Source organism: Alteromonas sp. ABH4_456, assembly GCF_056160645.1.
The window spans coordinates 115747-141227 of sequence record NZ_JBSWXO010000012.1; the positions used below are offsets into that span (position 1 = coordinate 115747).

The following is a 25481-nucleotide window of genomic DNA, read 5'->3' on the forward strand; positions in this document are numbered from 1 at the left end:
TCTGACGGCAAAACCTCTTGCGGGCTCTTTATCTTTTGCCGTTATTCACCGGAAACCTGTTGTAAAGGCCGCAGTCTATAAAGAAAGTCACGGCTTTGCCAGCAGCATTTGTTATCAGCAATAGCTGTTTTTCATACAAGACGGGTAATTTCCGTTGAACAGTCAGTATTGCGCGATGTTGCGATTGCGCTGCATCGTTGATTCCGATAGGGTAGAAATTAGCCAGAAGAATAATAACCTATTGATTTAGATTAACTTACCTGCCCTCTCCGGCCACTGAGATAATAAAAGCGCCCGCTTTTATCAGCAGGAACGGAACATATACAAGGATGCAGAATCATGCAAACAGTCAGACAACCTTCTCTGCTCCAGGTCGGATTACTCGCCGGCGTAATTATTCTGATGATAATTGTTATGACCCAATACACTCCGCTTCCTATTCAGCTGGCGCTTCTGGGCGCCTGGTTTGCCACCCTCGGGCTGGGGAAATGGCTCGGTCGCAGTTATGAATCCATGCAAAACGGACTGCTTACCGGCATCTCTCAGGGTATGGAAGCCACATCGAATCTGATAACGTAACAAAATTGGGTTTATCCACACTACTGGCAGGGATCATTGGCAATATATTGGGTGGCGCGGCCTATGTATCGCTTATTACCGCCAGCACGATTACCGGTAAAAACTATGATGCGACGGGTACGGACCGGCGGGTACTGTCCCGTAATGCAGAATCCGGCGGAACGGTGGTGACACCGATGATTCCGTGGTCAGACGGAGGGGTATTCATGGCCACTACCCTGGGTGTGACCACAGCAGCTTACCTGCCTTATTTATGGTATCACCTGCTGGTACTTGGCATTGCTATTCTCTACAGTTTTACCGGCTGGTTTCATTTCAACAACGCCATCCGGCCTGCAAAAACCTTTACTAACGAACAAAAAACAACCGAACCGTAGTTACAAAAATCGCAGGTTCACGCTCCTTATCTGAATATTTCCACTATTTAACTATTGTTGCGCGATTGTTAAATCCACAACAAAATCAGGGACTATCGGTAAGGGTAAAAGGAAAAAACTACGACTTTGGTCATGCGTCCATAAGACCTTAGGAGCGATCAGGTCGGATATTGACTCTTATTGTCTTAAATTGATATGGATCAACCCCGCCCTAAATGAAAACAAAATGTTAACAGCGATCACAAGGCGTTTTCACGCCTGCCGGAAATCTGTTCTCAGTCTCTTTCACTTCACTTGAGTCCCCGGTGATTTTTCTCTACTCTCTGACGCCCGAAGACTAATTTCCTGTTGAAAAGTCGTTTCGAGACAATTCAGCATGACCGGTACACACGAGGACAGATAGTCAGCATGATTACCTCATTGCTCACCAACAATGCTTATGCGGTTTCTTTAAACCGTATGGCAATTGACAGCACCACGCGTGTTGGGGTGGTGCTTTGGCTGGCGACCCTCGTACTGGTATTCAATGTGTCTTTAATTATCAGCGGTATCATGGCGGACTCATCGGAGTTTGTTGGTGCCCTGCATGACAACCTTGTTGTCGAACCTCATTCCCTGGCAGTGATGCACGAAGCATTATCTGTGTTCTTCTTTTCAGCAGTCCTGCTTATCTGTTTATTGGGTATTCAGCTACAGCCCGCCCCGTTAGCGCGCGCCGGTGTAGCTGCCTCCCCGAAACCAGTTTTAATCGTTAACGACGATTACCGACAGCCGTTTGTACAACAATCTGGCAGTCGCGCACCACCTTCTGACAAGTGATTTTCTGTTGATTACAGACGTGCCTCAGGTACGTCTGTAATCAAGAGCGCGTCGCGGGTCACTCCTCTGCTGGTTCACGCCGTGTTCACTTGTTCGAAAACCTTCGATAGTCACTATCGGAATATTACGCGTGTCGTCTCTGACGGCAATAACGTTGAACCCGGGTTATAGGAAAATGCTTTTGTCTATTCGTAACCTTTCTAAATTAGCTTTTGCGTCAATCGTGCTGTTTCTGGCCGGTTGTAGCGGTGGCGTACTTGATCCGAAAGGACAGGTAGGTATTGAAGAAAAGAACCTGATCATTCTGTGTACGATTCTGATGCTTATCGTTGTTATTCCGGTGATTGTACTGACGCTGTATTTCGCCTGGAAATACCGCGCAAGCCGCGACTTTGAAGTCTACACACCGAAATGGGCTCACTCTACCAAGATTGAAGCCACGGTTTGGTCTATTCCAATTCTGATCATCATTGCACTGGGCATCATTACGTGGCAATCAACCCACGCATTAGACCCTTATGCACCGCTTGAAGATAAAGGCGAGCACATGACTGTTGAAGTGGTTTCACTCAACTGGAAATGGCTGTTCATTTATCCTGAGCAAGGCATTGCAACGGTTAACGAACTGGTGATTCCGGCTGACAAGCCAGTTTCATTCAAAATCACTTCTGAAGGCACAATGAACTCGTTCTTCATTCCTCAGTTGGGTAGCCAAATCTACTCAATGGCAGGCATGGAAACTCAGTTACACCTGATTGCTGATGAGCCGGGTACCTACAAAGGTATTTCTGCGAACTACAGCGGTGCGGGTTTCACTGGTATGAAGTTTGACACCATTGCTACGCCAACTGAAGCCGACTTTGATGCCTGGGTTCAGAAAGTAAAATCAGAAGGCGGTTCCCTGACTTCTGAGAACTTTACGCAATTAGCTGAAGATAGTGAAAACCACCCTGTCACTTATTACAGCACGGTCAGCGACGGTCTGTTCCACGAAATCATCATGAAGTACATGAAAGATCATGGCTCTATGGATTTCTATGGTAAGCCAGCTAATGCTGCTACAGGCGTAAAAGCCGAAGCGATGCAGCACAAAGGCCATCACATGGGGGTTGAAGAGTAAGTATGTCTTTTTTAGGTAAATTATCTATTGAGGCTGTACCGTACCACGAGCCAATCGTAATGGTTACGCTTGGGGTAGTTGCAGTACTCGGTCTGGTGATCGCAGGTCTGATCACCAAATACAAAGCATGGGGCCCGCTGTGGCGCGACTGGATCACGTCCATCGACCACAAACGCCTGGGTATTATGTATATCCTGCTTGCACTTATCATGCTTATGCGTGGCTTTGCCGACGCTATCATGATGCGTACGCAGCTTGCTGCGGCAACAAACGGCGCAGAAGGCTATCTGCCGCCGGAACACTACGACCAAATCTTCACCGCGCACGGCGTTATCATGATCATCTTTATGGCAATGCCATTTATGGTGGGCCTGATGAACATCATCGTTCCGCTGCAGATTGGTGCTCGTGACGTTGCCTTCCCGTTCCTGAACAACCTGAGCTTCTGGCTGACCGCTGGTGGTGCAATTCTTATCAACCTGTCTTTAGGTGTAGGTGAGTTTGCGAAAACCGGTTGGGTTGCTTATCCGCCACTGGCGGGTCTGGAGTACTCACCAGGTGTCGGGGTTGATTACTATATATGGGCCTTGCAGATATCCGGGCTCGGGACGCTCTTGACCGGGGTTAATTTCCTGGTAACAGTATTCAAGATGCGTGCGCCGGGCATGAAACTGATGCAAATGCCTATTTTCACCTGGACTTGTACCTGGGGTAACATCCTGATTGCTGCGTCATTCCCTATTCTGACTGCAGTGCTGGCGATGCTTACGCTTGACCGTTATCTTGATTTCCACTTCTTCACCAATGATTTAGGTGGGAACTCGATGATGTACATCAACCTGTTCTGGGCGTGGGGTCACCCTGAAGTATACATTCTGGTACTGCCAGCATTCGGTATCTTCTCGGAAATTATTTCTACCTTCACTGCGAAGCGTCTGTTTGGCTATAAGTCAATGGTTTACGCGTCGGGTGCCATTGCAATCCTGGGCTTCATTGTTTGGCTACACCACTTCTTCACAATGGGTTCCAGCGCAAACGTTAACGCCTTCTTCGGTATCATGACGATGGTTATCGCCGTACCGACCGGGGTTAAACTGTTTAACTGGCTGTTCACTATGTACCGTGGCCGTCTGACTATCACAACACCTGTGCTGTGGACGTTAGGCTTCATGGTTACCTTCACCATTGGTGGTATGACAGGCGTACTGCTTGCTATCCCTGGTGCTGACTACGTACTGCACAACAGCTTGTTCCTGATTGCTCACTTCCACAACACCATCATCGGTGGTGCGGTATTCGGTTACCTGGCAGGTTTTGCTTACTGGTTCCCGAAGGCAATGGGCTTCAAACTGGATGAGAAAACCGGTAAAGCGGCATTCTGGTGCTGGCAGATTGGTTTCATGGTTGCGTTCATGCCATTGTACGTTCTGGGCTTCCTGGGAATGACCCGTCGTCTGAACCACACTGACAACCCGGACTGGAACATCTGGCTGTACATTGCTGCGGGTGGTGCATTCATCATCGCTGCAGGTATCTTCTTCCAGTTGCTGCAACTGTTCATCAGCTTTAAGAACAAAGAAGCACTTAAAGACACTACGGGTGATCCGTGGAATGGTCACACGCTGGAGTGGTCAACTGCGTCTCCGCCTCAGTACTACAACTTCGCTGTTATTCCTCACATCAAAGACATTGATGCATGGACTGACATGAAAGAACGTGGCGAAGCGTATCAGAAGCCTGAGAAATATGCCCCGATTCACATGCCTAAGAACACCTCTGCTGGTTTCTTCATGAGCATGAGCTTCACGGTAATGTGTTTTGCACTTATCTGGCACATCTGGTGGCTGGCCGCTGTTGGTTTCATCGCCGGTATCGCAGTATTCATCAAGCGCTGTTACACCAGCGACGTAGATTACTACGTACAGGTTGATGAAGTAGAGAAAATCGAAGCAGAGCATTTATCTGCTAATGCTAAAGGAGTGAACGCATGAGCTCAGTAGCTACTGATATGCATCACGATCACGACCACGAGCATCACGAGAGTAATAGCGTTTTCGGCTTCTGGGTTTACCTGATGACCGACTGTCTGTTGTTCGCCTCGTTCTTCGCAACCTACGCAGTGTTGTTCATGAACACTGCCGGTGGCGTGTCTGGTAAAGACATCTTTGAACTGGACTTCGTTGCAGTTGAAACCGCGGCACTACTGTTAAGTAGTATCACCTTCGGCTTTGCAATGATTGCAGCACACAAGCAAAACAAAGGCGGCACGCTGTTATGGCTGGCTGTGACCTGGGTTTTCGGTGCAGTGTTCATCGGTATGGAAATCTATGAATTCCATCACCTGATCGTTCACGGTAACGGCCCTGATACCAGTGCTTTCCTTACCGCGTTCTTCTCGCTGGTAGGTCTGCACGGTCTGCACGTAACTTCAGGTCTGATTTGGATGACCATCATGATCATCGAAGTGATGCGTCGTGGTCTGAAAGATCAAACTGTTACGCGCCTGAGCTGCTTAAGCCTGTTCTGGCACTTCCTGGACATCGTCTGGATTTGCGTATTCACCGTTGTTTATCTGATGGGAGCACTGTAATGAGTCAGCACGATTCTCACGCTGTTAGCCATGCAAACGACCATGGTGATGTGAAATCCTATGTGATTGGGTTTGTACTGTCGGTAATTCTGACAGTCATCCCTTTCTGGATGGTTATGGAAGGCGACTTCTCTAAAGGCACCACTATCTGGAGTATCGTTACTTTAGGTCTGGTACAGATTTGGGTTCACCTCAAATACTTCCTGCACCTGAACTTCGTTACCGAAGATGGCCGTGCAAGCACGTTCTCGTTCCTGTTCAGTGCCCTGATTATCTTCATGGTAGTCGGTCTGTCTGTCTGGATCATTTACGAGTCTAACGCGATGATGATGTACTAGCCTCCCGGCTGGTACATTTTCTGAGCGTACGCGAGGTAAACTGGAAATATGAAACCTGTATTTCGTCGATATTTAACTGTGACTAAGCCCGGCATTATTATGGGCAACCTGATCTCTGTTGCCGGTGGTTTTCTGCTGGCATCACGGGGTGACGTTGACTTTATGCTGATGGCGGCAACGCTGATTGGCTTATCACTGGTTGTTGCATCCGGATGTGCAATTAATAACTGCATTGACAGGGATATTGATGCCAAGATGCAACGTACCCGCTCCCGGGTTACCGTGACCGGGGAAATGTCGCTGAAAGCCGCATTCTGGCATGGCATTGTGCTGGGTGTGACGGGTTTTGCCCTGCTGGTGGCGTACACCAACGCCACTGCGGTGTTTTTCGCTGCACTGGGTTATGTGGTGTATGTGGGCGTTTATAGCCTGTATATGAAACGTAACTCTGTGTACGGCACACTGGTTGGTAGCTTGTCTGGTGCAGTTCCCCCGGTTGTGGGTTACTGCGCGGTAAGTGGCCAGTTCGATGCTGCCGCTGCCATTCTGCTGGTGATGTTTAGTTTGTGGCAAATGCCCCACTCTTACGCCATCGCTATTTTCCGTTTCAAAGATTATGAAGCGGCGAATATTCCGGTATTACCGGTTGCAGAAGGTATCGAAAAAGCCAAACTGCATATCGTGCTTTACATTGCAGTATACGCGATTGTGACCATGATGCTGTCGATTGCAGGATACACAGGTATTGGTTTTCTGGCCGTCGCCTGTACCACCAGCTTCTGGTGGCTACTGATGGCACTGCGTGGTTATCGCCCTGATACCGACATGACACGCTGGGCGCGTCAGGTGTTCGGCTTCTCCATACTGAACATCACGATCCTCAGTATAGCCATGGCGGTAGACTACCACGATGTAGCACCTAAACTGTTCGCCTTAGCGCTATAGACTTGTGAATACGAAAAAGGGCCGCTCAACTGAGCGGCCCTTTTGTTTGTGCACTGCTTTTATTTCAACACAGATTTCCTTTGTTCACTTCTCTTCCCGGGGTATCACACCTCGCTCAGAATAATTTTAATTTGCTCCCTTATCCATTTTCGCAGGCCGTCTTCATGGGTACGGGGATGCCAGATCTGCTCTATGTTCACATCGGGCAGCGATACCGGCGGCTCGCAGCTGGTAAGGTGCTGACAGGTAGCGGTTGCATAATCAGCGATGGGCTTCAGGCAGGTAAGAAAGACCTCCCGCCCGGTCACAAGTCGCGGTAGCACCATGAAACCTGATGCGCCGGCTACCACCCGCCGGGTTAACCCCGCTTCCGCTAAGGCAGTGTCCACATCACTGTTAAGGTTGCCGGTCAGCGTTGACACTACATGGGGCTTGCTGGCATAAGTTCGCACATCCAGTGGCGTACCCGCGGGGATAAGGGCTTTGTCATGCACCACCCGATACGGTGTAACCATGAGTGACTGACGATAAAAATGTTCGGGAAGATCCCTGAAAAAGCCGGCAATAGCTATGTCACAATCACCTTGCTCCAGCGCCTGCACCGGCAAGCGTCCGGACGTATTGTGCATGACGATGGTTACGCCCGGCGCTTCCGTCTGTACTTTATCCAGTAAACGGGGAAGGAGTAAGAAATCCACCAGATCGGTACCATAAATATGGATTGCCTCTTCCCGCTGTCCGATGGCATCACCCTCTGCATTAACGTAGAACTCTTCCAGACACTTCACCACACAGCATACCTGTTTAGCCATCTGATGCGCTTTGGGCGTGGGTGTAAAGCCGCGTCCGGTGCGGATAAACAACGGATCATCAAACTCACCACGCAGCTTGTTGAGTTTGTGGCTCATTGCGGGCTGGCTCAGGTTCATGCGAAGCGCAGCCTTGTTCAGGCTGCGCTCTTCGTAAAGTACAGTAAACAAATACAACAGGTTAAAGTCTTTTGATGCGATATTCATAAATTGGAATTATATTTTCGAAAACATTCACTTTTTAAAATCATAAACCGCCCCTATTACTGATAGCAAGTCAGGGGAGCATTTTGTTCCCGGCCAACTCATTACCATTAAGGAAACGTTATGCCCGATTTATTCAGCCCTTACACGCTAAAGTCAGTGGAACTCAGAAACCGCATTGCTGTACCGCCTATGTGCCAGTACAGCGCAGACGATGGTCTTCCTAACGACTGGCACCAGGTTCACTATGCGTCACTGTCACGGGGTGGCGCTGGTCTTGTGATCGTAGAGGCAACCGGTGTTGCCCCTGAAGGACGCATAAGCCCGGGATGTCTGGGTTTCTGGAGCGATGAGCATACCCAGGGGCATGCCGCTATTGTTAAGCGCATCAATGAGGGAGGCGCGGTGCCGGGTATTCAGCTTGCTCATGCCGGCAGAAAAGCGTCTGCGAACAAACCCTGGGAAGGTGACGACCACATTGCAGAAGATGATCCCCGCGGATGGCAACCCATCGGGCCGTCTGCGGTACCGTTTGGCGCAAACTTACCCCGTACACCCACGGAAATGACAAAAGATGATATCGAGCGGGTAAAAGCAGACTTTGTTGCTGCCACGAAACGCTCTGTTGAGGCCGGCTACAAGTGGTTAGAGCTGCACTTTGCCCACGGATACCTGGCGCAAAGCTTCTGGTCGCCGGTTGCCAATCAACGGGATGACGAATATGGCGGCAGCCCTGAAAACCGCGCCCGTTTTCTGCTGGAAACCATCGATGCAGTTAAAGCCGTGTGGCCGGAAGATTTACCATTAACCGTGCGTTTAGGCGTTATAGAATATGATGGTAACGATGACAAGCTGGTACCTGAATCCATTGAGCTGATCAAAAAGATGAAAGACCACGGCGTCGATTTTGTCAGTGTATCGGTTGGCTTCAATACACCTGAAGCCAATATTCCATGGGGCCCTGCATTCCTGGCGCCGGTATCACAACAAATTCGCGAAGAAGCTGACATTCCGGTCGCTACAGCATGGGGTGTTGATGATCCGATGCTGGCCAATAAAACCATTGAAGACGGACAGCTGGATTTGGTGATGGTAGGGCGTGCGCACCTGGCAAACCCGCACTGGAGCTATGATGTGGCTAAAAAGCTGGGTAAAGAGTCACCTTCATGGGTACTGCCTGCACAGTATGCACACTGGTTAGCCCGTTACGCACCGGCAGATTATAAATAACAGTCTGAACAGATAGTAATCTGAAACGTTGCCCGCAGGGCAACTATGGCGCAGGTAAGTACCTGCGCCATATCATGCTCACTGATTTATCACCCGGGCAGGTATAACCCCGTAGTTTTCCATCCATTCCAGCATATTACTGAACCAGTCAGTGGGATGATTCATCCCGAATCCGTGCCCGCCATCAGGCAGCAGTAACATCTGTACAGGCACCCGCTTTTCCACAAGCCCGGCATGAAATTGCAACGCATTCCCTACAGGCACGGCTTTATCATCATTAGCATGAACAATGAAAGCTTGCGGTGTATTGGTGGTGACATTGTCTTGTGCGGAGAAAGTTGAAATTAATCTGTTGTCCGGCGATTCGCCCAGTAAATTCAGCCGTGATCCCTGATGCGTTACGTCTTCTTTCATTGAGATCACCGGATAGATAAGCACCTGGAAATCCGGACGAAGCATTTTTTTCGTATGCGCTTTATTCACCGGCTGTTTGAACTGAGTTGCCAGTGTGGCAGCCAGATGTCCTCCGGCGGAGAATCCCATTACGCCCACCCTGTCTGAGTCGATTCCCCACTCTTTTGCATGCTGACGCACCAGACTGATGGCCTGCTGCGCATCCTGAAGAGGACCATAGGAAGGGTAATCCATAATGTCTTTCAGTGGCATACGGTATTTCAGCACAAATGCGGTAACACCTGCCCCGGCGAAACGGCGGGCGACATTAAAGCCTTCTTTATCGATGGCCAGCCTTTCATAACCGCCACCGGGCAAAATGATAACAGCGGTACCGTTGCGCTCATCCTCAGGAGGCGCAACCATGGTCAGCTCAGGAGAATCCACTGCGACAACTGAGCGGTCGTTTATCACCTCCCGTCCCTGAAACTCTGTGGGTGTGTGGGCTATTTCCCCGGGGATCCCTTCAGGATAAAGTGTTAATCCGGTTATCTGAACCTGCTCTGCTGACACCGCAACTCCGCTGTTAATCAAAACAATCAGTATCATACCGGATAAACCGGCCTTGCGGCGCTGCAGCGATAATCTTTGCGACAAACATTGGAAGAGAAAGGCCCTCATACTTTTCCCGCCCGGTGAGTCAGGATCTCACCGGCATGCTGCCCGGTCATGCCTTGCGGCGTTTTCACAACAACCCCGTTCACCAGGATATATTCTATGCCGGTGGGGTACTGATGCGGTGCGGTAAATGTTGCATTATCAATCACTGTCTGCGGATCAAAAATCACAATATCAGCACGGTACTGTACTGCCAGCGTACCGCGGTCGGTCAGATCCATGCGTTGTGCCGGTAGTGCAGTCATTTTATGAATTGCCTCAGGCAACGTCAGAGTTCCCTTCTCTCTGACGTAACGACCCAATACCCGGGGATAGGAGCCGTAACTGCGGGGATGAGGATTCCCTTCACCGGGTATTGCACCGGCTGTGTCTGTGGCTACTGAGGTAAACGGATATGCCATGATTTGTGCCACATCCTTCTCGTCAATAGCATGGAAAATGCCTTGCGCGCCTCCCTGCTCTTCAATTTCCATAGCCAGTTCCGCTGCATTTGCCAACGTCTGCGCTCTGCCCTGCTGAGCCAGTACCTGACCAAACGTCAACCCGTCCCATTGCGGATTTGCAGCAAAATGGGCTATCTGCAGCCTTTCCGGATCGCCACCACCGCGGTCTTCACGAATGTTCTTTTCAATGCCGGCTTTCACTTTTGCCCGTGTTGCCGGGTCACTGAGACGTTTTAACACTTCTCTGTGACCACCGGCCAGCGACCAGGGCGGAAACAAAATACTGAAGCGGGTTGATGAAGCGGTATAGGGATACTGGTCCAGTGTCACGTCCATACCCTTTTCACGGGCCGCGGTAATCATACCCAGCGTTGTTTCGCTGTGGCCCCAGTTTGGCAGTCCCACCAGCTTATGATGACTCACATGCACGGGGATGCCGGTATCTTCAGAAATCGCAATAACTTCTTCCAGCGCTTCAGTGATGAGCGCCCCTTCATCCCGCATGTGCGAAGTAAAAATACCACCGTACTGGTGTGCGGTTCCGGCCAGAGCCTTTACTTCAGCGTAATCAGAGTAGACACCCGGCACATACTTTAAGCCGGTCGACAAACCGAATGCTCCCTCTTCCATCGCTTTGGCCACAAGCGCCTGCATGGCCTTAACTTCATCTGCTGTGGCTAGTCTGCCAGCTTCTCCCATTACTTCACGGCGCACATCATTGTGACCCACCAGCAACGCCAGATTTGGACCAAGAGGTGTCGTGGCAGCCTCTCCGAGAAACTCGCCGGTGTGAACCGGTGAAAATCCGCAATTACCGCCAAGAATCGTAGTGATCCCTTGCTGAACCAGATTTTCCAACCCTGGTTGAGTAGCCGCAGAGCGCTCGGCATGAGAATGCAGATCGATAAACCCCGGGCTGACCACCAGTCCGTCCGCTTGTATCACTTGTGCAGCATCACTGGCTGACAGCTGCCCCATAGCGATTATGATGCCGTCTTTAATACCAACATCAGCAGACACTGCCGGTTTGCCGGTACCGTCTATGACCTCTCCCCCGCGGATCAGAATATCGTACTGCGCTGCCGCCAACGGAAAACACAGTGACAATAATCCTGCCCCCAGAACTGTTTTTACTAATCTGCCTGCCATCGACGCTCCCTCTTTCTGATCATTTTTTACTGATTGTCATTGTTGTCCGTTATTTATACCCCGGAGAAAGAGCACATGCTTGTGTTGCATGATGAAGTAACCGCAGAACGGGACTGTATTCCTTACAAAGAGTTTTGAACAGGTTTCATGAGCACCCGTTGAAACGGCCAATATTTCACCGGATTTCTCCTCTTCACCCCGTTTATTGGTCAGTTTACATACAAACGTGTATGGCATGCTCTTTGAAACTGTTTAATCAGCGGGCGGCACTCTCTTCAGGTGTACTCACCTTACCGGTCTCTTTTACCGGTTTACAGGTGCAGCCCATACGCTAAACAAAGTAAGAGGAATTTTCTGATGAAAAAATCAATCACAGCATTCGCGGGTATTGCAGCGCTCACTTCTTTAACAGCTTTCAGTGCTTCCGCACAATCTCTGGACACGCCCTGGCAGGATCAACCGGGTTTCTACGTAGGTGGTAACTACGGATATCTGAAAGTAGACGGGCAGGACGATTTTGATGATGATAATGACGTCATTCAGGGTCTGGTCGGTTATCGTTTTAACCGCTATCTGGCCGTAGAGGGATCGGTTATCGACTTCGGTGATTACGGCAATAACCTGTCACGGGCCGATACTGATGGCTGGACTGCGGGTGTAAAAGGTATCTTACCAATTACTAATCAGTTCTCTGTTTATGCCAAAGCCGGACAACTATGGTGGGATACTGATTATTCAGTGAATGGTGTATCCGGTAGCTACGACGACGAAAGTTTATTCATCGGTGCCGGCGTTGCGTACAATATCACTGAGAACTTCCTCGTGAATGCAGAGTACACAGTTTACGATGCGGATCTGGATGCCAATGACCTGGCCGATGATCCCGGCGATGTGGACTTTAATACCGATTTAAAACAAGCCAGTGTAGGTGTTGAATACCGCTTCTGATTTGTAAATGTCACTCAAAGCCTCCGGCATTCCGGAGGCTTTTTTGATTCTGACAACCGGCCGGTCACCCCTGTGTACTAACTTCAGGAAAATTCTACAAACCGGCGGACAAACTTACCTGAAGGCAGGAAGCAGGCTCACACCCTCACTTTAACATCTGACAAATTTTCCAATTTAAAACAGCAAGATAACCATATAAGACGGGTATCAGGTCGTATGGAATAGTTTCTGCATTTCATATTGCATTTGTCACTTAATATGCTCATTCCGGGTTGGCATGAGGAGGAACGATGTCAGCAGAACAATCTATTTTCAAACGGGGAGAAAATTGCTGGGCGACCAGTCACGCCAGCTTCGCCACTCCACTTATTGATTGTGGTAATTACTACAAAGCTTTGCATTCGGCGATCCTGAAAGCGAAGCACAGTATATTTATCGTCGGATGGGATATCGACAGCCGGATCAGGCTGTTGCGCGGTGAAGACGAGGCGAACTCCGAAGCCCCCTCAGTGGTCAGTGATTTGCTGGCGTGGAAAGCTGAGCAAAACCCTGACATGAAAATTTACCTCCTGCGCTGGGATTCTTCTCTGGCCTTTTTTGCTCAACGGGAAATGTGGGCGAAAGAAGTATGGGATGAGAAAACACCTGACAACGTACTCACGGAACTCGATGACACGATTCCCATGGGAGGCAGTCAGCATCAGAAGATTATTGTTATCGACGATGAACTGGTATTTTCGGGCGGTATGGATATTTCGACCAACCGCTGGGATACCCGTGACCACCCCATTGAAAGTGAAGAACGCAACGGTCCTGACGGACCTTACACGCCACTACATGACGTCCAGATTGTCTCTGCCGGCCCTGTGGTAGAAAGGTTCGCCGAACTGGTGCGCTGGCGCTGGTTGCGCGTAGCCGAAGAAAAGCCTATCGCCATCCGTGAAGAAGCTGAAACAGACCTGCACAGTCCTGTTCCCGCTTCATGGCCGGACGGCTTTGAGCCCTGGTTTGAGAAGGTCGATTGCGCCCTTGCCCGCACTATTCCGTTCATGGACGAAGTTGAGCCTGTACAGGAAGTCCGTCACATGTTGCTTGACCTCATCAATGAAGCAGAACGGGTAATCTATATTGAAAACCAATTCACTTCCCGGCAGGAAATCGCAGAAGCGCTGAACCGCCGTCTGAAAGAAAAGCCTGAACTGCATGTCATTATTGTCAGCTCCTATGAACCAAAAGGTAAATTCGAGTGTGAGGCATTTTGGGCAGGTCGTATTGAATTTAAGAAAATTCTTGAAAAAGACATCGAGCCTGAACGCATCATTATGTCGTATTCGTCCATTACCGACGAGCACGGACAACATGCGACTAAGCGTATCCATTCTAAAGTGATGACCATCGATGACCGCTACGCCGTTATCGGTTCGTCGAATATCAGTAACCGTTCAATGAGTCTGGATACTGAAATCGACCTTGTTCTGTTTGGTAATAATGATGCAAACCGCCGCCAGATAGCCCGTATCCGTGACGATTTACTGGCAGAGCACACCGGCCGAACCGTTGAACAAGTTACCGCAATCATGCAGGAACCTAATCCGGCACGGGCACTAATGGAAGGCCAGCTGGCTCATGGCTATGTGCTTACCCAGGTGCGTGACGAAATATTTACCAGTCAGGAATCAGGTAAAAATTTCTTTTCATCCTTATCCGATCCGGAAGAGCCGCTGATCCCGCCAATTCCGGGATTAAACGGTGAAGCAACACCGGTACGCAATCCCCGCCGCCGCACGATCATGGTTGGTATCGGCGTTCTGGTGATTGCAGCCCTGGCGGCCACGCTGCTGCTCGCCAGTCACTTTATTCCGTGGTTATCGACAGACAATATCAATGCCTTCCTGGAGGAAAGCCGGGGCACCTATTTCGCACTTCCGACGGTTTTACTTGTCTATGTGGTTGGCGGCTTCTTCTTCTTTCCGGTCACCGTAATGTCACTGGCGGTCTCTGCCATCTTTGGACCGGTTTGGGGACCATTGTACGGCATTATGGGCGCCCTGCTGAGTTCCGCGAGCATGTTCGGTGTAGGTAAGCTGGCAGGTAACGCGGGATTGCGTAAAGTTGGCGGGCCGAAAGTTGCTGCTGTTGATGAGAAGCTGAAAACCAGTGGTATTGTTGGTGTCGCCGCTATCCGGATGTTGCCCATCGCACCATTCAGTCTGGTTAATCTGGTTGCCGGCATTTCATCAATTGGTCTGATGCAATTTTTGATTGGAACATTCCTGGGCATGTTCCCGCCGATGATAGCGAAAGGTCTGGTAGGCGATTCTATTACTCAGATTTTCCGCAATCCGTCACCGGAGACGATTTCCTATCTGGTAGGCGGCATCGTATTGTGGGGCCTGATGATTTGGGGCTCACAGAAAATTGCCAAGCGATACCAGGAAAGCAAACAGGTAGAAAAAACAAAGGGTGAAGAATGTGTCGCATAGTCAGTTATAATATCCATAGCGGTATTGGTCGCGACAATAAGCATGATTATCGCCGCATTGGCAGTTATCTTGCCGAACTGGGTGCAGATATTGTGTTGTTGCAGGAAATGGATACGCGGCCTGAACACAGAGATATTGAAACGGACATCAGAGATATTTGCGCCAGTCAGGTGTTTCAACTGGTACCTTCACCGGCTATTACAGAAGCCGGCGGGGGCTGGTACGGGAATGCAGTACTGACCCGCTTTCCCGTGCTGAAAAATGAAACCCTTGATGTGAGTCAGGATGGTTTTCAGCCGAGAAATATACAGGCTGTAGATTTACTCACGCCGTCAGGACCACTGACAGTAATCAATACTCACAAGGGATTGAAGAAAAGTGAACGTCGTTCACAATTCGCAAAGCTTCATGAATACATTGCCGGCAGAATGAAAGAGAATAAGACGCCTATTGTGCTCGGCGGGGACTTCAATGAATGGCAGTTCTTTACCCGCGCATTCCGCGCTCTGGACAGCGTGCTGAATCAGCACAAAGCGGGGGCAACGTTCCCCAGTCAGTTTCCGTTATTTTCCCTTGACCGGATCTGGACTTCGCCGGACATTAAACTACGCCGGATCCGCCGTCTGAAAAATGCCCGCACGAAAATTCTCTCTGACCATCTGCCCGTTCAGGTAGACATCCGCCTCCCCGAACAGGACGTCAGAGATTTACCGGAACCGTTTCAGGCACAGGCGATGCTTGGCTGACGATACTTAAGATCGCCACGCCAGTGATTCAACTCCTGCTCACAGGCAGTCACCCTGCGGATAACATCCCGCATTTTTATGCTTGCATCTGTGAGTGATCCGCTTCGGTTAGTGGCCATTAATACCTGACGGCGCATTTCCGGCTGCTCAATTTTCAGGGCTTTCACCAGGCCACTTTCTTCAAGATGGAAAATGGCAGACGATGGTAAAATCATCGCCCCCTCGCCCTGCAGCAATTGCCTGAGCCCTGTCATCAGCTGGCCCGAATATGCCGTGTTGTGCCTCAACGCAACACCAGTCACTTTTTCGTAATGGGCGATGAGCATCCCCAGCGCATCCCGGCTTCCGGGTGTAAGTAACTCAAACTGGCTGAGTTCCCAGAATTTGATCGTGTTACGATCCTGATATTTCTGATACAGCTCTGACTGGTCGTTCACGCCGAGCACCAGATACATGTACTCCTCGATCAGCGGCTCGCAAACCATTGAAACAGCATCAACATCCTGCTCATAGGTAATGGCGATATCAATCTGATTGGTCTCCAGCCAGCCCCGGACTGAATACGACGGGCCGGTGCTGATATCCAGTTTCAGCTTGCTAGCCGATTTTTTTACTTCCGACAATAACGACATGGACAGCACGTTACCGATAGACGGCAACATGCCAACTTTCACAGTACCTGACCGTTCTGCAACGAGGTGCTGTAAATCGGCTTTAGCCGCATTGATATCGTCAATCAGCCGTCTTGCATGCTTCGCAAAAACCTCTCCGGCTTCGGTTAAAGAAACCCCTTTGAAACTCCTTTGAAACAGCGGTGTGCCCATTTCTCTTTCAAGATTGGCCAGTTGCTGGCTGATTGCCGGTTGTGCAATATCTAACTCTCTTGCGGCTGCGGCAATACTTCCTTTTCTCAACGTGGTGAGGAAGTACTGTAACTGTTTTGAATTCATGGCATGTCTCCTGGCGCCTCCATCAAAGTTTTTCTGCCGGTGCCTGCACGCGCCTTGTCGTTTTAATTTCTTGTTAATACCTGAACGGTATTCTTTTTTGTATTCCAGAACAGCAACTTATATGCCATTGCAGCGAACATTTACAGATATCAATTGTTAACAAAAGGTAAGCATCCCCTGGATGAAAAAAAACATTTCTGGTCTGATATCCCTGCCCGGCCCGCGATTTACGGTGCTCCCCGTTTGCCCTCAACATATTTTTTATACCCTTCCATATTCTTTTTTCTTCCGCGACGCCGCTCTCATTTTTTAGTCTTTATGAACACAGTTTACAGCTACGCAGCATCGCTGTTCAAAGCTTGTGCATCTTATTGGTGCCGCTGTGAGCCATAGTTGGGCGCGGCCACCGGATCCTCCATGAGCTGCGCCCGCAAAAAGAGCAATCAGGCAACAAACCGGGAACACACACTCATGAAAATAAAAAAATTAAGTGCGTCTATTTATGCCGGATTAACCGGCATGACCATGGCATTAGCGCTGACTCCTTCTGTATATGCACAGGAAACTGATACTCCTGATGCCGAATCGGATCCTTCCCTGGAACGGATTGCTGTTGTTGGTGCGCGGGGTGCGCCGCGTTCTGTGACAAGCTCTCCCGTGCCAGTTGATGTATTGACAGCTGAAGACATGGAAGGTGTAGCATTCTCAGATATGAACGATGTAATGATGACCCTGGTGCCGTCTTACACCCTGTCACGCCAGCCAATTTCTGATGGCGGTACGTTTGTGCGCCCTGCACAGATGCGTGGTCTGCCCACTGACAAAACACTGGTTTTAGTTAACTCCAAACGCCGTCACCGCTCTCCGCTGGTGCAAATTGGTGGCTCAGGTACGCAAGGGCCTGATCTCGCAACCATCCCGACTGCGGCTATCGGTTCTGTTGAAGTACTGCGCGACGGTGCGGCCGCACAGTATGGCTCAGACGCCATCGCAGGGGTCATTAACTTCCAGTTAAAAAATAACAGTGAAGGTGGCTCACTGTCTGCCGAGCTGGGCCAGTATTACGAAGGCGACGGCGATCAGATGGTGATCAGCGGTAACAAAGGTTTTGCGTTAGGTGAAGACGGATTCTTAAGTATTTCTGCTGAAATTACTGACTCAGAAGCGACCTATCGTGGCGAACAGTACTGTGAAAGCTGGTTCTGTGTGACCGACCAGTCTGAAGAATATATCGCTGCTGCGATTGCAAGTGCTAATGCCGTTCACGGTTCAGATGAAGTACAACCCTGGGGCCAGCCAAACTCTAAAGGCACCCGTGTATTTTTTAACTCAGGTTATACGATTTCTGACGAAGTAGAATTATACGCATTCGGTAACTATTCAGAGACCGAGGGCGATGGTTCCTTCTTCTATCGTTATCCGGGCAACGGCACCATTGAGGACATCCGTCTGCAGGATGGTTCAGTCTGGAGCCCGCTGGAATTCTTCCCCGGTGGTTTTACGCCGCGCTTCGCAGGTGAAGTTACCGACTACTCACTGGCAGCCGGAGTGAAAGGGATGAGTGGTAAGTGGACGTATGACATCAGTGGCCGGTTCGGTTCCAGTGAAATTGATTACACCCTGAGCAACACCATCAATCCGTCGATGGGTAACGAGTCCCCGACTTCATTCAAGCCGGGCTCACTGACCAACGAAGAGAAGCAACTTCAGGCTGATTTCACCTATGATCTGGACGAATATATTTTCGCTTTCGGTCTGAGCTACATGGACGAGTCTTATGATATCTCCGGCGGTGAAGAAGATTCCTATACTGCAGGTCCATATGCCTCAGCGGATCCATGGGGTTTCTGTAACGATGACGGCACAGCGACGGCGGCAGGCTCAACCATTGCAGACCTGGACTGTGCAGACGAATCCGACCCGGTTTACACTGTAGTTGGCGTAGGTTCCAACGGCTTCCCGGGATACTCTCCCGAATTCTCCGGTGAATATAACCGTGACTCTTACGCTGTTTACACCGACATTTCCGGTGACGTAACAGACAAACTGTTTGCTCAGGCAGCATTACGTTACGAAGACTACTCTGATTTCGGTTCTGAACTCGTTTATAAAGTGGCCGGTATTTACCAGCTTACCGATGAAATCGCACTGCGTTCTTCATACGGTACGGGTTTCCGTGCTCCGACTCCGGGGCAGCAAGGTACAACAAACGTATCCACCCGGCTGCCTAACGGCTTCCCGGTTGCTACCGGTCTGTTCCCTGCCAGCAGCGCAGTTGCTCAGGCGCTTGGAGCCATTGCGCTTGCGCCGGAAAAATCCACCAACATTACCTTTGGTATGACGGCGGATTACGGCGACTTCACCCTTACTGTGGATTACTACAATATCGAGCTTGAAGATCGTCTGAATGCCATCTCAACGCTGGATGTCAGTTCTGATCCTGATGCAGAAGACCCGGAAGATTATCAGCGTTACCTGAGCCTGGCGAATGCCGGTGTTTCCGGTGCGGAATCAATCGGTGGTGTGTTCTACTTCCAGAACGCTTTCGACACCACAACCGAAGGGGTAGATGTAGTAGCAACATATAATATGCAGTCAGATATGGGTGACACCACCTTCACTGCATCATTTAACTACAACAAAACCACACTGGATAACGATCCTGAAAACTTCTACAACGAAGAAGATGAGTTTGACCTGGAAAACGGTACGCCGGATTTCCGTGGTACTGCCTCAGTTAAACACAGCATTGAAGACTGGATGATTGTTGCCCGTATGAACTACTACGGCGAATATGAAAATGCCGCGAGCAGTTCTCTGGATGTGATTCAAACCTTTGGTACAGAAATCCTGTTCGACCTTGAGCTGACTTATCACATCAGTGAAAGTCTGTCTCTCAGTGCCGGTGCCCGTAACCTCTTTGACGAGTATCCGGACGCTGGTACTGACGAAATGGGTGAGACCTGCTGTGGTCGTATTTACCGCTCAGACTCTATTGTTGACTGGCAGGGTGGCTATTACTACACCAAGTTAAACTATACCTTCTAAGAGCACACAGCCTCTTTAAACAGCAATCAGGGCCGGCTTTCTTGCCGGCCTCTCTTTTTTCCTGCAAGCACACGGTTTGTGCCTGCGCTTATATCCGCGTCCGTGCAGTTAAATTCTCCGCAGGCGAAGGCAGTCTCCCCTTCTGTTACTCCCGAATAAGAAGCCACTGATGTGTATTTACTCTCAGATAGAAGAATAATTTGACGGTATTTCAACCGGCAACTAACTTCATATGTACAGAGCGTGTTCCTGACAGGTAACCGCATAGCCGTATTTGTGCGGACGCAGGGTGTAAATTTTAGCTTTAGTTATCCACCTGCAACCAAGCTTAATAATGCGATAAGAAAAACTAAACAATCAAAACAAGCCTCTACACAACAAACTACAAATAAACAATGACTTAAAACTTCTTTATGGCAATTATTAATTTATTGTGACGGCCACATAAAACTTAAAAAATCCCTTTACTTTCAGCAAATTAAGATAAGGCGTATAAATACCGGCCGGCGATTAGTTGTTAAAAATTCGTTTACAGGACGCTGAAATTAAAAAAAATTTCTGCCTGACTTAGTCATTACTCCATGATTTTTATACTTTTTGTCACCCCCTCCATATTTTTCCTATAGCCCTACATATTCTTTTTTCTTCCGCGAGACAGGTCTGTTTTCTTAGTCTCGATTACACACAGCACGCCACCGATACAACGTTGTATCAAATATTCTGACCGCCAGGGGGCGGCTGTGAATTATTGTTGGGTGCAGTGTCGAGGTTTCTCCCTGGCCTGTATCCAAAGAAAAAAAGCAATCAGGCAAATTTTGGGAACACACATTAATGAAAATAAAAAGGCTCAGTGCGTCAATCTATGCCGGATTAACCGGCGTGACTCTGGCTTTCGCTCTTTCTCCTTCTGTTTACGCACAAGAAACTGATACCCCCGATGCTGAATCCGATCCGTCTCTGGAACGTATAGCGGTTGTCGGTGCCCGTGGTGCCCCCCGTTCAGTAACCAGCTCTCCGGTTCCCGTTGATGTATTCAATGAGGAAGATCTGGAAGCGGTTTCTTTTACCGATATGAACGATGTTGTCCGCACCCTTGTCCCTTCTTATACCGTTTCACGTGAACCTATTTCAGATGGTGGTACGTTTATCCGTCCGGCTTCTCTTCGCGGACTGCCAACGGATAAGACGCTGGTACTGGTTAACTCTAAGCGCCGCCATCGTGCAGCTCTGGTGCAAACCAGCGGCTCAGGTACCCAGGGACCAGACCTTGCAACAATTCCTACAGCCGCAATCGGCTCGGTTGAAGTGCTCCGCGACGGTGCTGCTGCACAGTACGGTTCAGATGCGATTGCAGGGGTAATGAACTTCAACCTGAAAAACAATTCTGAAGGTGGCAGTTTTTCTGCAGAATGGGGCCAGTACTATGAAGGTGACGGCGACCAGCTCACGCTGACAGGAAACAAAGGCTTTGCCCTTGGAGATGATGGTTTCCTGAGTATTTCTGCAGAGTACACCGATAACGAAGCCACCAGCCGTGGCGAGCAATATTGTGTATCGTCATTCTGTCTGGATAAATCCAACCCGAACTACGATCCCGACGCATCTTATAACGCTTATCTGACAGATGACTTCCTTGCAGCCGCAGAAGCCATGGGGCAGGAATCGCAGGGCGCGAACGTCGTACAGCCCTGGGGCCAGCCAAATTATGAATCAGCAAAGGTCTTCTTCAATGCCGGCTATGTTTTTTCTGAAGCAGCTGAACTCTATGCGTTCGGTAACTACTCAGAAAGCTCCGGTGACGGTGCGTTCAACTACCGTAACCCAACCAACAGTGTGAATGCCGATATTCGCCTGCCTTCAGGTGAAACATGGAATGCACTTGAGTTCTTCCCGGGCGGCTTTACTCCCCGCTTCGCCGGTGATATTACTGATTATTCACTGGCAGGCGGCGTGAAAGGTGCCTCAGGCGATCTGAGCTATGATTTCTCTGCCCGTTACGGTTCAAACGAAATTTCTTACTCCATCTGGAATACATTCAACCCGTCATTAGGTAACGAATCACAAACTTCATTTGAACCGGGCGATCTGGTGAACGAAGAAATGCAGTTACAAGCTGATTTTGTTTATGACTTTGACGGTTACGCCTTTGCATTCGGTCTGAGCTACCTGGATGAATCTTATGAGATTCAGGAAGGAGAGGAAGCATCATACACTGCCGGCGCTTATTCTCAGGCAGATCCATGGGGATTCTGTAACGATGACGGCACAGCCACTGAAGCCGGTTCTGCTATTGCAGACCTGGATTGTGCAGACAGCTCTGACCCTGTGTATACCGTAATGGCTGTAGGATCAAACGGTTTCCCGGGATACTCTCCTGAGTTCTCCGGCGAATACAACCGAGATTCCTATGCAGCTTATGTAGATATATCCGGTGATATCACCGACAGTATTTTTGCTCAGGCAGCGCTGCGTTACGAAGACTATTCAGACTTTGGTTCTGAGTTAGTTTACAAAGTAGCCGGTATTTATCAGGCAACGGATGAAATTGCTCTGCGTGCCTCCTACGGTACAGGCTTCCGGGCTCCGACGCCGGGCCAGCAGGGTACAACAAACGTTGCGACGACGTTTATCAACTCTGAGCCTGTTGCGGTAGGTTTATTCCCTGCCAGCAGTGACGTTGCCCAGGCCCTGGGTGCCAGCACACTGGATCCGGAAACCTCCACTAACATTACGTTTGGTTTAACTGCGGATTACGGTGACTTCACTTTCACTGCTGACTTCTATCACATCGAAATTGAAGACCGTTTCAACGCGATTTCAACGCTGGAAGTTTCAACAGATCCTACTGCCGGAGACGAGTATGACAACTATCTGGCCCTGGTGGCAGCCGGTGTTTCAGGCGCTGAATCCATCGGTGGCGTACGTTACTTCCAGAATGCGTTTGACACCACCACTCAGGGTGTTGACCTGGTAGCAACTTACCGCCTGTCTTCGCAATACGGTGATACCACATTCTCAGCCTCATACAACTACAACGATGTAGAGTTTGATTCTGACCCGAGCGAGGTGTTTAACCCTGAAAATATTTATGACTTCCTGAACAACACGCCGAATTCCCGCGCGATTTTGTCAGCAAGACATAACTATGACGCGTGGCAGGTTGTCGCCCGCCTTAATTACTATGGCGAAAACTCAAACTCTGATTACAACACCAACACTGAAGTACTGACTATTCAGGACTTCGACAGTGAAATGCTGTTTGACCTGGAAGGCTCTTACCTTGCAACAGAAAGTCTGCGCATCACGGTGGGTGTTCGTAACCTGTTTGATACCTATCCACAGTATGACGAAATCGAAGCGTCGAATGGCCGTCTGTACCGTTCAGATTCTATCGTCGACTGGCAGGGTGGTTATTACTACACCAAGTTGGAATACACATTCTGACCTGTACTGGCGGGTAGCTGTTTTACGGCAAGTCGACCTCGTGTCGGCTTTGCTGTGAAAGAGCCGGGGGAGTTCACTTTCGCTGCTTACAGCTGAGATACCCCCTGAGGACATACCCTCTTTAAATTAATGTTTAGCGGAGTTTTGTAGTTATGGAAATCGAGTTGGTCTGGTTTGTTGTTACGTTATGTGCTGCAGGTGCCATTGCCGGCATAACGTCAGGCCTGTTTGGCAACGGTGGCGGCTTTGTTGTCGTGCCTGCCCTGTCTATTGTCTTTCCCTTCTTTGTTCCCGATTCTGATGAAATCGTGAAAGTGGCTATCGGCACGTCTTTAGCCTCTATTGTTGTTTCCAGCCTGCGTTCTGTAATTGCCCACAAAGCGAAAGGTGCTGTGGACTTTGCCGTACTGAAATCCTGGTCGGTATGGATAGTCCTTGGCGTCATCGGCGGATTACTCATTGCAGATAACACCAGTGCAGGCGGACTTAAAATTGTCTTTGCAGCCGGTGTACTGCTTTACTCAATTTACTTCCTGTTCCCCGATTTTGTCGTGCGTCCGGGAATGTATTTCTCTATGCCCAAAGGTATCGGTAAAGCCACCCTCGCATTTGTGCTGGGTGGTTTTTCTGCCTTACTGGGTATTGGCGGTGGAACGCCCACCGTTATCACCATGGTCATGTGCCGCCGCACAATTCAGCAGGCAGTTGCCACTGCTGCAGGTGTCGGCTTTCTCATCGGCCTGCCAGGCGCGTTGGGCTTTTTGTTCATGCGCCACTCTGAAACTGCCGCCCTGCCGGTGGGTACCGTGGGATATGTCAATATTCCCGCCCTTATTGCCATCAGTATCGGTTCGATTATGACGGCCCCTATTGGTGCCAACATGGCGCATAACTTCAGTGAAAAAATGCTCAAAAGACTGTTTGGCATTTACTTAATCATCGTGTCACTCGGCATGTTTTATAAAGCCCTTTAGTCTTTTCACTTTCAAAGGAACTTATTTATGACTTACAACCCTGCACGACGTTTATTCTTAGGCGGCAGCCTGGCTGCTACAGCAGCCGGCGCAACCGGTATTATTACTCCTGCTGCGCTGGCAGCAGGTTCTTCAGTGGCGGCGCCTCACGTAATGTACGGCCCTCAGGCCGGCATCGCCAAGCTGAATGCAAATGAAAACCCCTATGGTCCGAGCCCTGCTGCTCTTAAAGCCATTGCAGAAGCCTCGTCCACCGGCGGTGCCTATTATGCTTATCAGGCGGGCATGTACTTAACTGACATGATTGCAGAAGAGTATGGCCTGAAAAAAGAAAATGTGGCAATTACCGCCGGTTCCAGTTTGATTCTGGCCTTCGCCGCTTATGCCGCCACATCAAAGGGAAAAATACTAGGTCCGGATCTTTTCTGGGACACCACATCTAAGGCCCCAATCAGCCAGGGCGGACCGGATATTGTGCGGGTACCCAACACAGCTGATCTGGATATTGACCTCGATGCACTGTACAACGCTATCGATGACAACATTGCCATGGTCCATATTTGCAACCCGAATAACCCGACCGGCAAAGTGCTCGACACGAAAAAGCTGCAGGATTTCTGTATAAAAGCCTCGAAGAAAACGCTGGTGCTGGTTGATGAAGCGTATAACGAACTGATCAGTGATGGCCCTGCACACTCAATGATCCCGCTGATCAATCAGGGCCACAATATTATCGTGGCGCGTACTTTCTCAAAAATTTATGGCCTGGCCGGCATGCGTGTGGGTTACATGCTTGGCTCAGAAGAAAATATCAGCTTTATCAATCAATATGGTCTCGGCGGCTATTCCATCAACCAGGCCGGCTTAGCAGCAGCGATTGCGAGCTTTAAAGATGAAGCCTTCAAAGACTTCTCACGGGATAAAGTGATGGAAGCCAAAGACATGATTATGTCGGCAGTTAAAGCGAATGGTTTGACGGCACTGCCATCAGCGACTAACTTTGTTTTTGTGAATCTGGGTGATAATGGCGATGCCAATGCCTTCCGTGCTGCTATGGAAACAGAAAATGTGCTGATCCGCGGACAGTACCGGACTTACAAGCCCTGGTCGCGGGTGAGTACCGGTAAAATCGAAGATGTGAAGATGTACGTCGACGCAATGCCAAAAGCGCTGGAAGCCATGTACAAGGCGTAACTGTACGTTAAACACAATGT

At 49.6% G+C, this 25481-nt stretch carries 20 protein-coding genes; 16 read left to right on the forward strand and 4 right to left on the reverse strand.

Translation table 11 applies throughout. From position 1 onward, the window contains the following. The first annotated feature begins 339 nt into the window (after positions 1-339). From ACXAG2_RS17125 to cyoE, 8 genes are all read left to right on the forward strand, one after another. The gene (locus tag ACXAG2_RS17125) at positions 340-579 is read left to right on the forward strand and encodes a hypothetical protein (RefSeq protein WP_474868995.1); all 240 of its coding nucleotides are present in this window, start codon (positions 340-342) and stop codon (positions 577-579) included. Between the two features lie 5 nt (positions 580-584). Next, positions 585-956, forward strand: a complete 372-nt coding sequence (locus ACXAG2_RS17130) for a Na+/H+ antiporter NhaC family protein (RefSeq protein ID WP_474868997.1) — start codon at positions 585-587, stop codon at positions 954-956. 408 nt (positions 957-1364) lie between these two features. Further along, a complete protein-coding gene (locus ACXAG2_RS17135) occupies positions 1365-1775 on the forward strand; it encodes a hypothetical protein (RefSeq protein ID WP_119502468.1) in 411 nt (136 codons plus the stop codon). Between the two features lie 181 nt (positions 1776-1956). Then, entirely contained in the window at positions 1957-2895 is a 939-nt protein-coding gene (gene cyoA / locus ACXAG2_RS17140) for a ubiquinol oxidase subunit II (protein ID WP_474868999.1), read from the forward strand. 2 nt (positions 2896-2897) lie between these two features. After that, positions 2898-4886 (forward strand): cytochrome o ubiquinol oxidase subunit I, encoded by a 1989-nt coding sequence (gene cyoB / locus ACXAG2_RS17145; protein WP_474820489.1) that lies wholly within the window; start codon positions 2898-2900, stop codon positions 4884-4886. Then, positions 4883-5485 carry a cytochrome o ubiquinol oxidase subunit III gene (gene cyoC / locus ACXAG2_RS17150; RefSeq protein WP_119502470.1) on the forward strand — a complete coding sequence of 201 codons (603 nt, stop codon included), beginning with the start codon at positions 4883-4885 and terminating at the stop codon, positions 5483-5485. Before cyoB ends, cyoC begins: the two co-directional genes overlap by 4 nt. Further along, positions 5485-5823: a cytochrome o ubiquinol oxidase subunit IV gene (gene cyoD, locus ACXAG2_RS17155; RefSeq protein ID WP_070126334.1), complete on the forward strand. Its 339-nt coding sequence runs from the start codon at positions 5485-5487 to the stop codon at positions 5821-5823. The genes cyoC and cyoD overlap by 1 nt, the downstream gene beginning before the upstream one ends. A gap of 48 nt (positions 5824-5871) precedes the next feature. Further along, positions 5872-6768, forward strand: a complete 897-nt coding sequence (gene cyoE, locus ACXAG2_RS17160) for a heme o synthase (RefSeq protein ID WP_474843409.1) — start codon at positions 5872-5874, stop codon at positions 6766-6768. Positions 6769-6872: 104 nt separating this feature from the next. Here cyoE and ACXAG2_RS17165 read toward each other — a convergent pair whose 3' ends face one another. Further along, positions 6873-7784, reverse strand: a complete 912-nt coding sequence (locus tag ACXAG2_RS17165; protein WP_474847390.1) for a LysR family transcriptional regulator — start codon at positions 7782-7784, stop codon at positions 6873-6875. 120 nt (positions 7785-7904) lie between these two features. Here ACXAG2_RS17165 and ACXAG2_RS17170 point away from each other — a divergent pair, with 120 nt between their 5' ends. Beyond that, complete coding sequence (locus tag ACXAG2_RS17170) at positions 7905-9011, forward strand: NADH:flavin oxidoreductase/NADH oxidase (protein ID WP_474843413.1); 1107 nt, start codon at positions 7905-7907, stop codon at positions 9009-9011. A 78-nt stretch (positions 9012-9089) separates the two neighbouring features. Here ACXAG2_RS17170 and ACXAG2_RS17175 read toward each other — a convergent pair whose 3' ends face one another. Together ACXAG2_RS17175 and ACXAG2_RS17180 are read right to left on the reverse strand one after the other, a co-directional pair. Then, a complete protein-coding gene (locus ACXAG2_RS17175) occupies positions 9090-10013 on the reverse strand; it encodes an alpha/beta hydrolase (RefSeq protein ID WP_474843415.1) in 924 nt (307 codons plus the stop codon). Between the two features lie 68 nt (positions 10014-10081). Beyond that, the gene (locus ACXAG2_RS17180) at positions 10082-11674 is read right to left on the reverse strand and encodes an N-acyl-D-amino-acid deacylase family protein (RefSeq protein WP_474869001.1); all 1593 of its coding nucleotides are present in this window, start codon (positions 11672-11674) and stop codon (positions 10082-10084) included. Positions 11675-12031: 357 nt separating this feature from the next. Between ACXAG2_RS17180 and ACXAG2_RS17185 the strand changes: the two genes are divergently transcribed. The 3 genes from ACXAG2_RS17185 to ACXAG2_RS17195 all read left to right on the forward strand — a co-directional run bounded on the left by ACXAG2_RS17185 (position 12032) and on the right by ACXAG2_RS17195 (position 15851). Then, a complete protein-coding gene (locus tag ACXAG2_RS17185) occupies positions 12032-12622 on the forward strand; it encodes a porin family protein (RefSeq protein WP_303572619.1) in 591 nt (196 codons plus the stop codon). Between the two features lie 290 nt (positions 12623-12912). Continuing rightward, on the forward strand, positions 12913-15105 hold the full coding sequence (locus ACXAG2_RS17190; RefSeq protein ID WP_474869004.1) for a VTT domain-containing protein: 2193 nt from the start codon (positions 12913-12915) through the stop codon (positions 15103-15105). Next, complete coding sequence (locus ACXAG2_RS17195; RefSeq protein WP_474869007.1) at positions 15093-15851, forward strand: endonuclease/exonuclease/phosphatase family protein; 759 nt, start codon at positions 15093-15095, stop codon at positions 15849-15851. The genes ACXAG2_RS17190 and ACXAG2_RS17195 overlap by 13 nt, the downstream gene beginning before the upstream one ends. On the opposite strand, the gene ACXAG2_RS17200 is transcribed toward ACXAG2_RS17195, so the two are convergent. Then, on the reverse strand, positions 15827-16801 hold the full coding sequence (locus tag ACXAG2_RS17200) for a LysR family transcriptional regulator (protein WP_474843423.1): 975 nt from the start codon (positions 16799-16801) through the stop codon (positions 15827-15829). The two genes, ACXAG2_RS17195 and ACXAG2_RS17200, sit on opposite strands and share 25 nt — an antisense overlap. Before the next feature lie 471 nt (positions 16802-17272). Between ACXAG2_RS17200 and ACXAG2_RS17205 the strand changes: the two genes are divergently transcribed. From ACXAG2_RS17205 to ACXAG2_RS17220, 4 genes are all read left to right on the forward strand, one after another. Then, positions 17273-19849 carry a TonB-dependent receptor plug domain-containing protein gene (locus ACXAG2_RS17205; RefSeq protein WP_474869009.1) on the forward strand — a complete coding sequence of 859 codons (2577 nt, stop codon included), beginning with the start codon at positions 17273-17275 and terminating at the stop codon, positions 19847-19849. 831 nt (positions 19850-20680) lie between these two features. Then, a complete protein-coding gene (locus ACXAG2_RS17210) occupies positions 20681-23293 on the forward strand; it encodes a TonB-dependent receptor plug domain-containing protein (protein WP_474843426.1) in 2613 nt (870 codons plus the stop codon). Positions 23294-23445: 152 nt separating this feature from the next. After that, positions 23446-24267, forward strand: a complete 822-nt coding sequence (locus ACXAG2_RS17215) for a sulfite exporter TauE/SafE family protein (protein WP_119502482.1) — start codon at positions 23446-23448, stop codon at positions 24265-24267. Positions 24268-24294: 27 nt separating this feature from the next. Further along, positions 24295-25461: a pyridoxal phosphate-dependent aminotransferase gene (locus tag ACXAG2_RS17220; protein ID WP_474843428.1), complete on the forward strand. Its 1167-nt coding sequence runs from the start codon at positions 24295-24297 to the stop codon at positions 25459-25461. Positions 25462-25481: the final 20 nt, after the last annotated feature.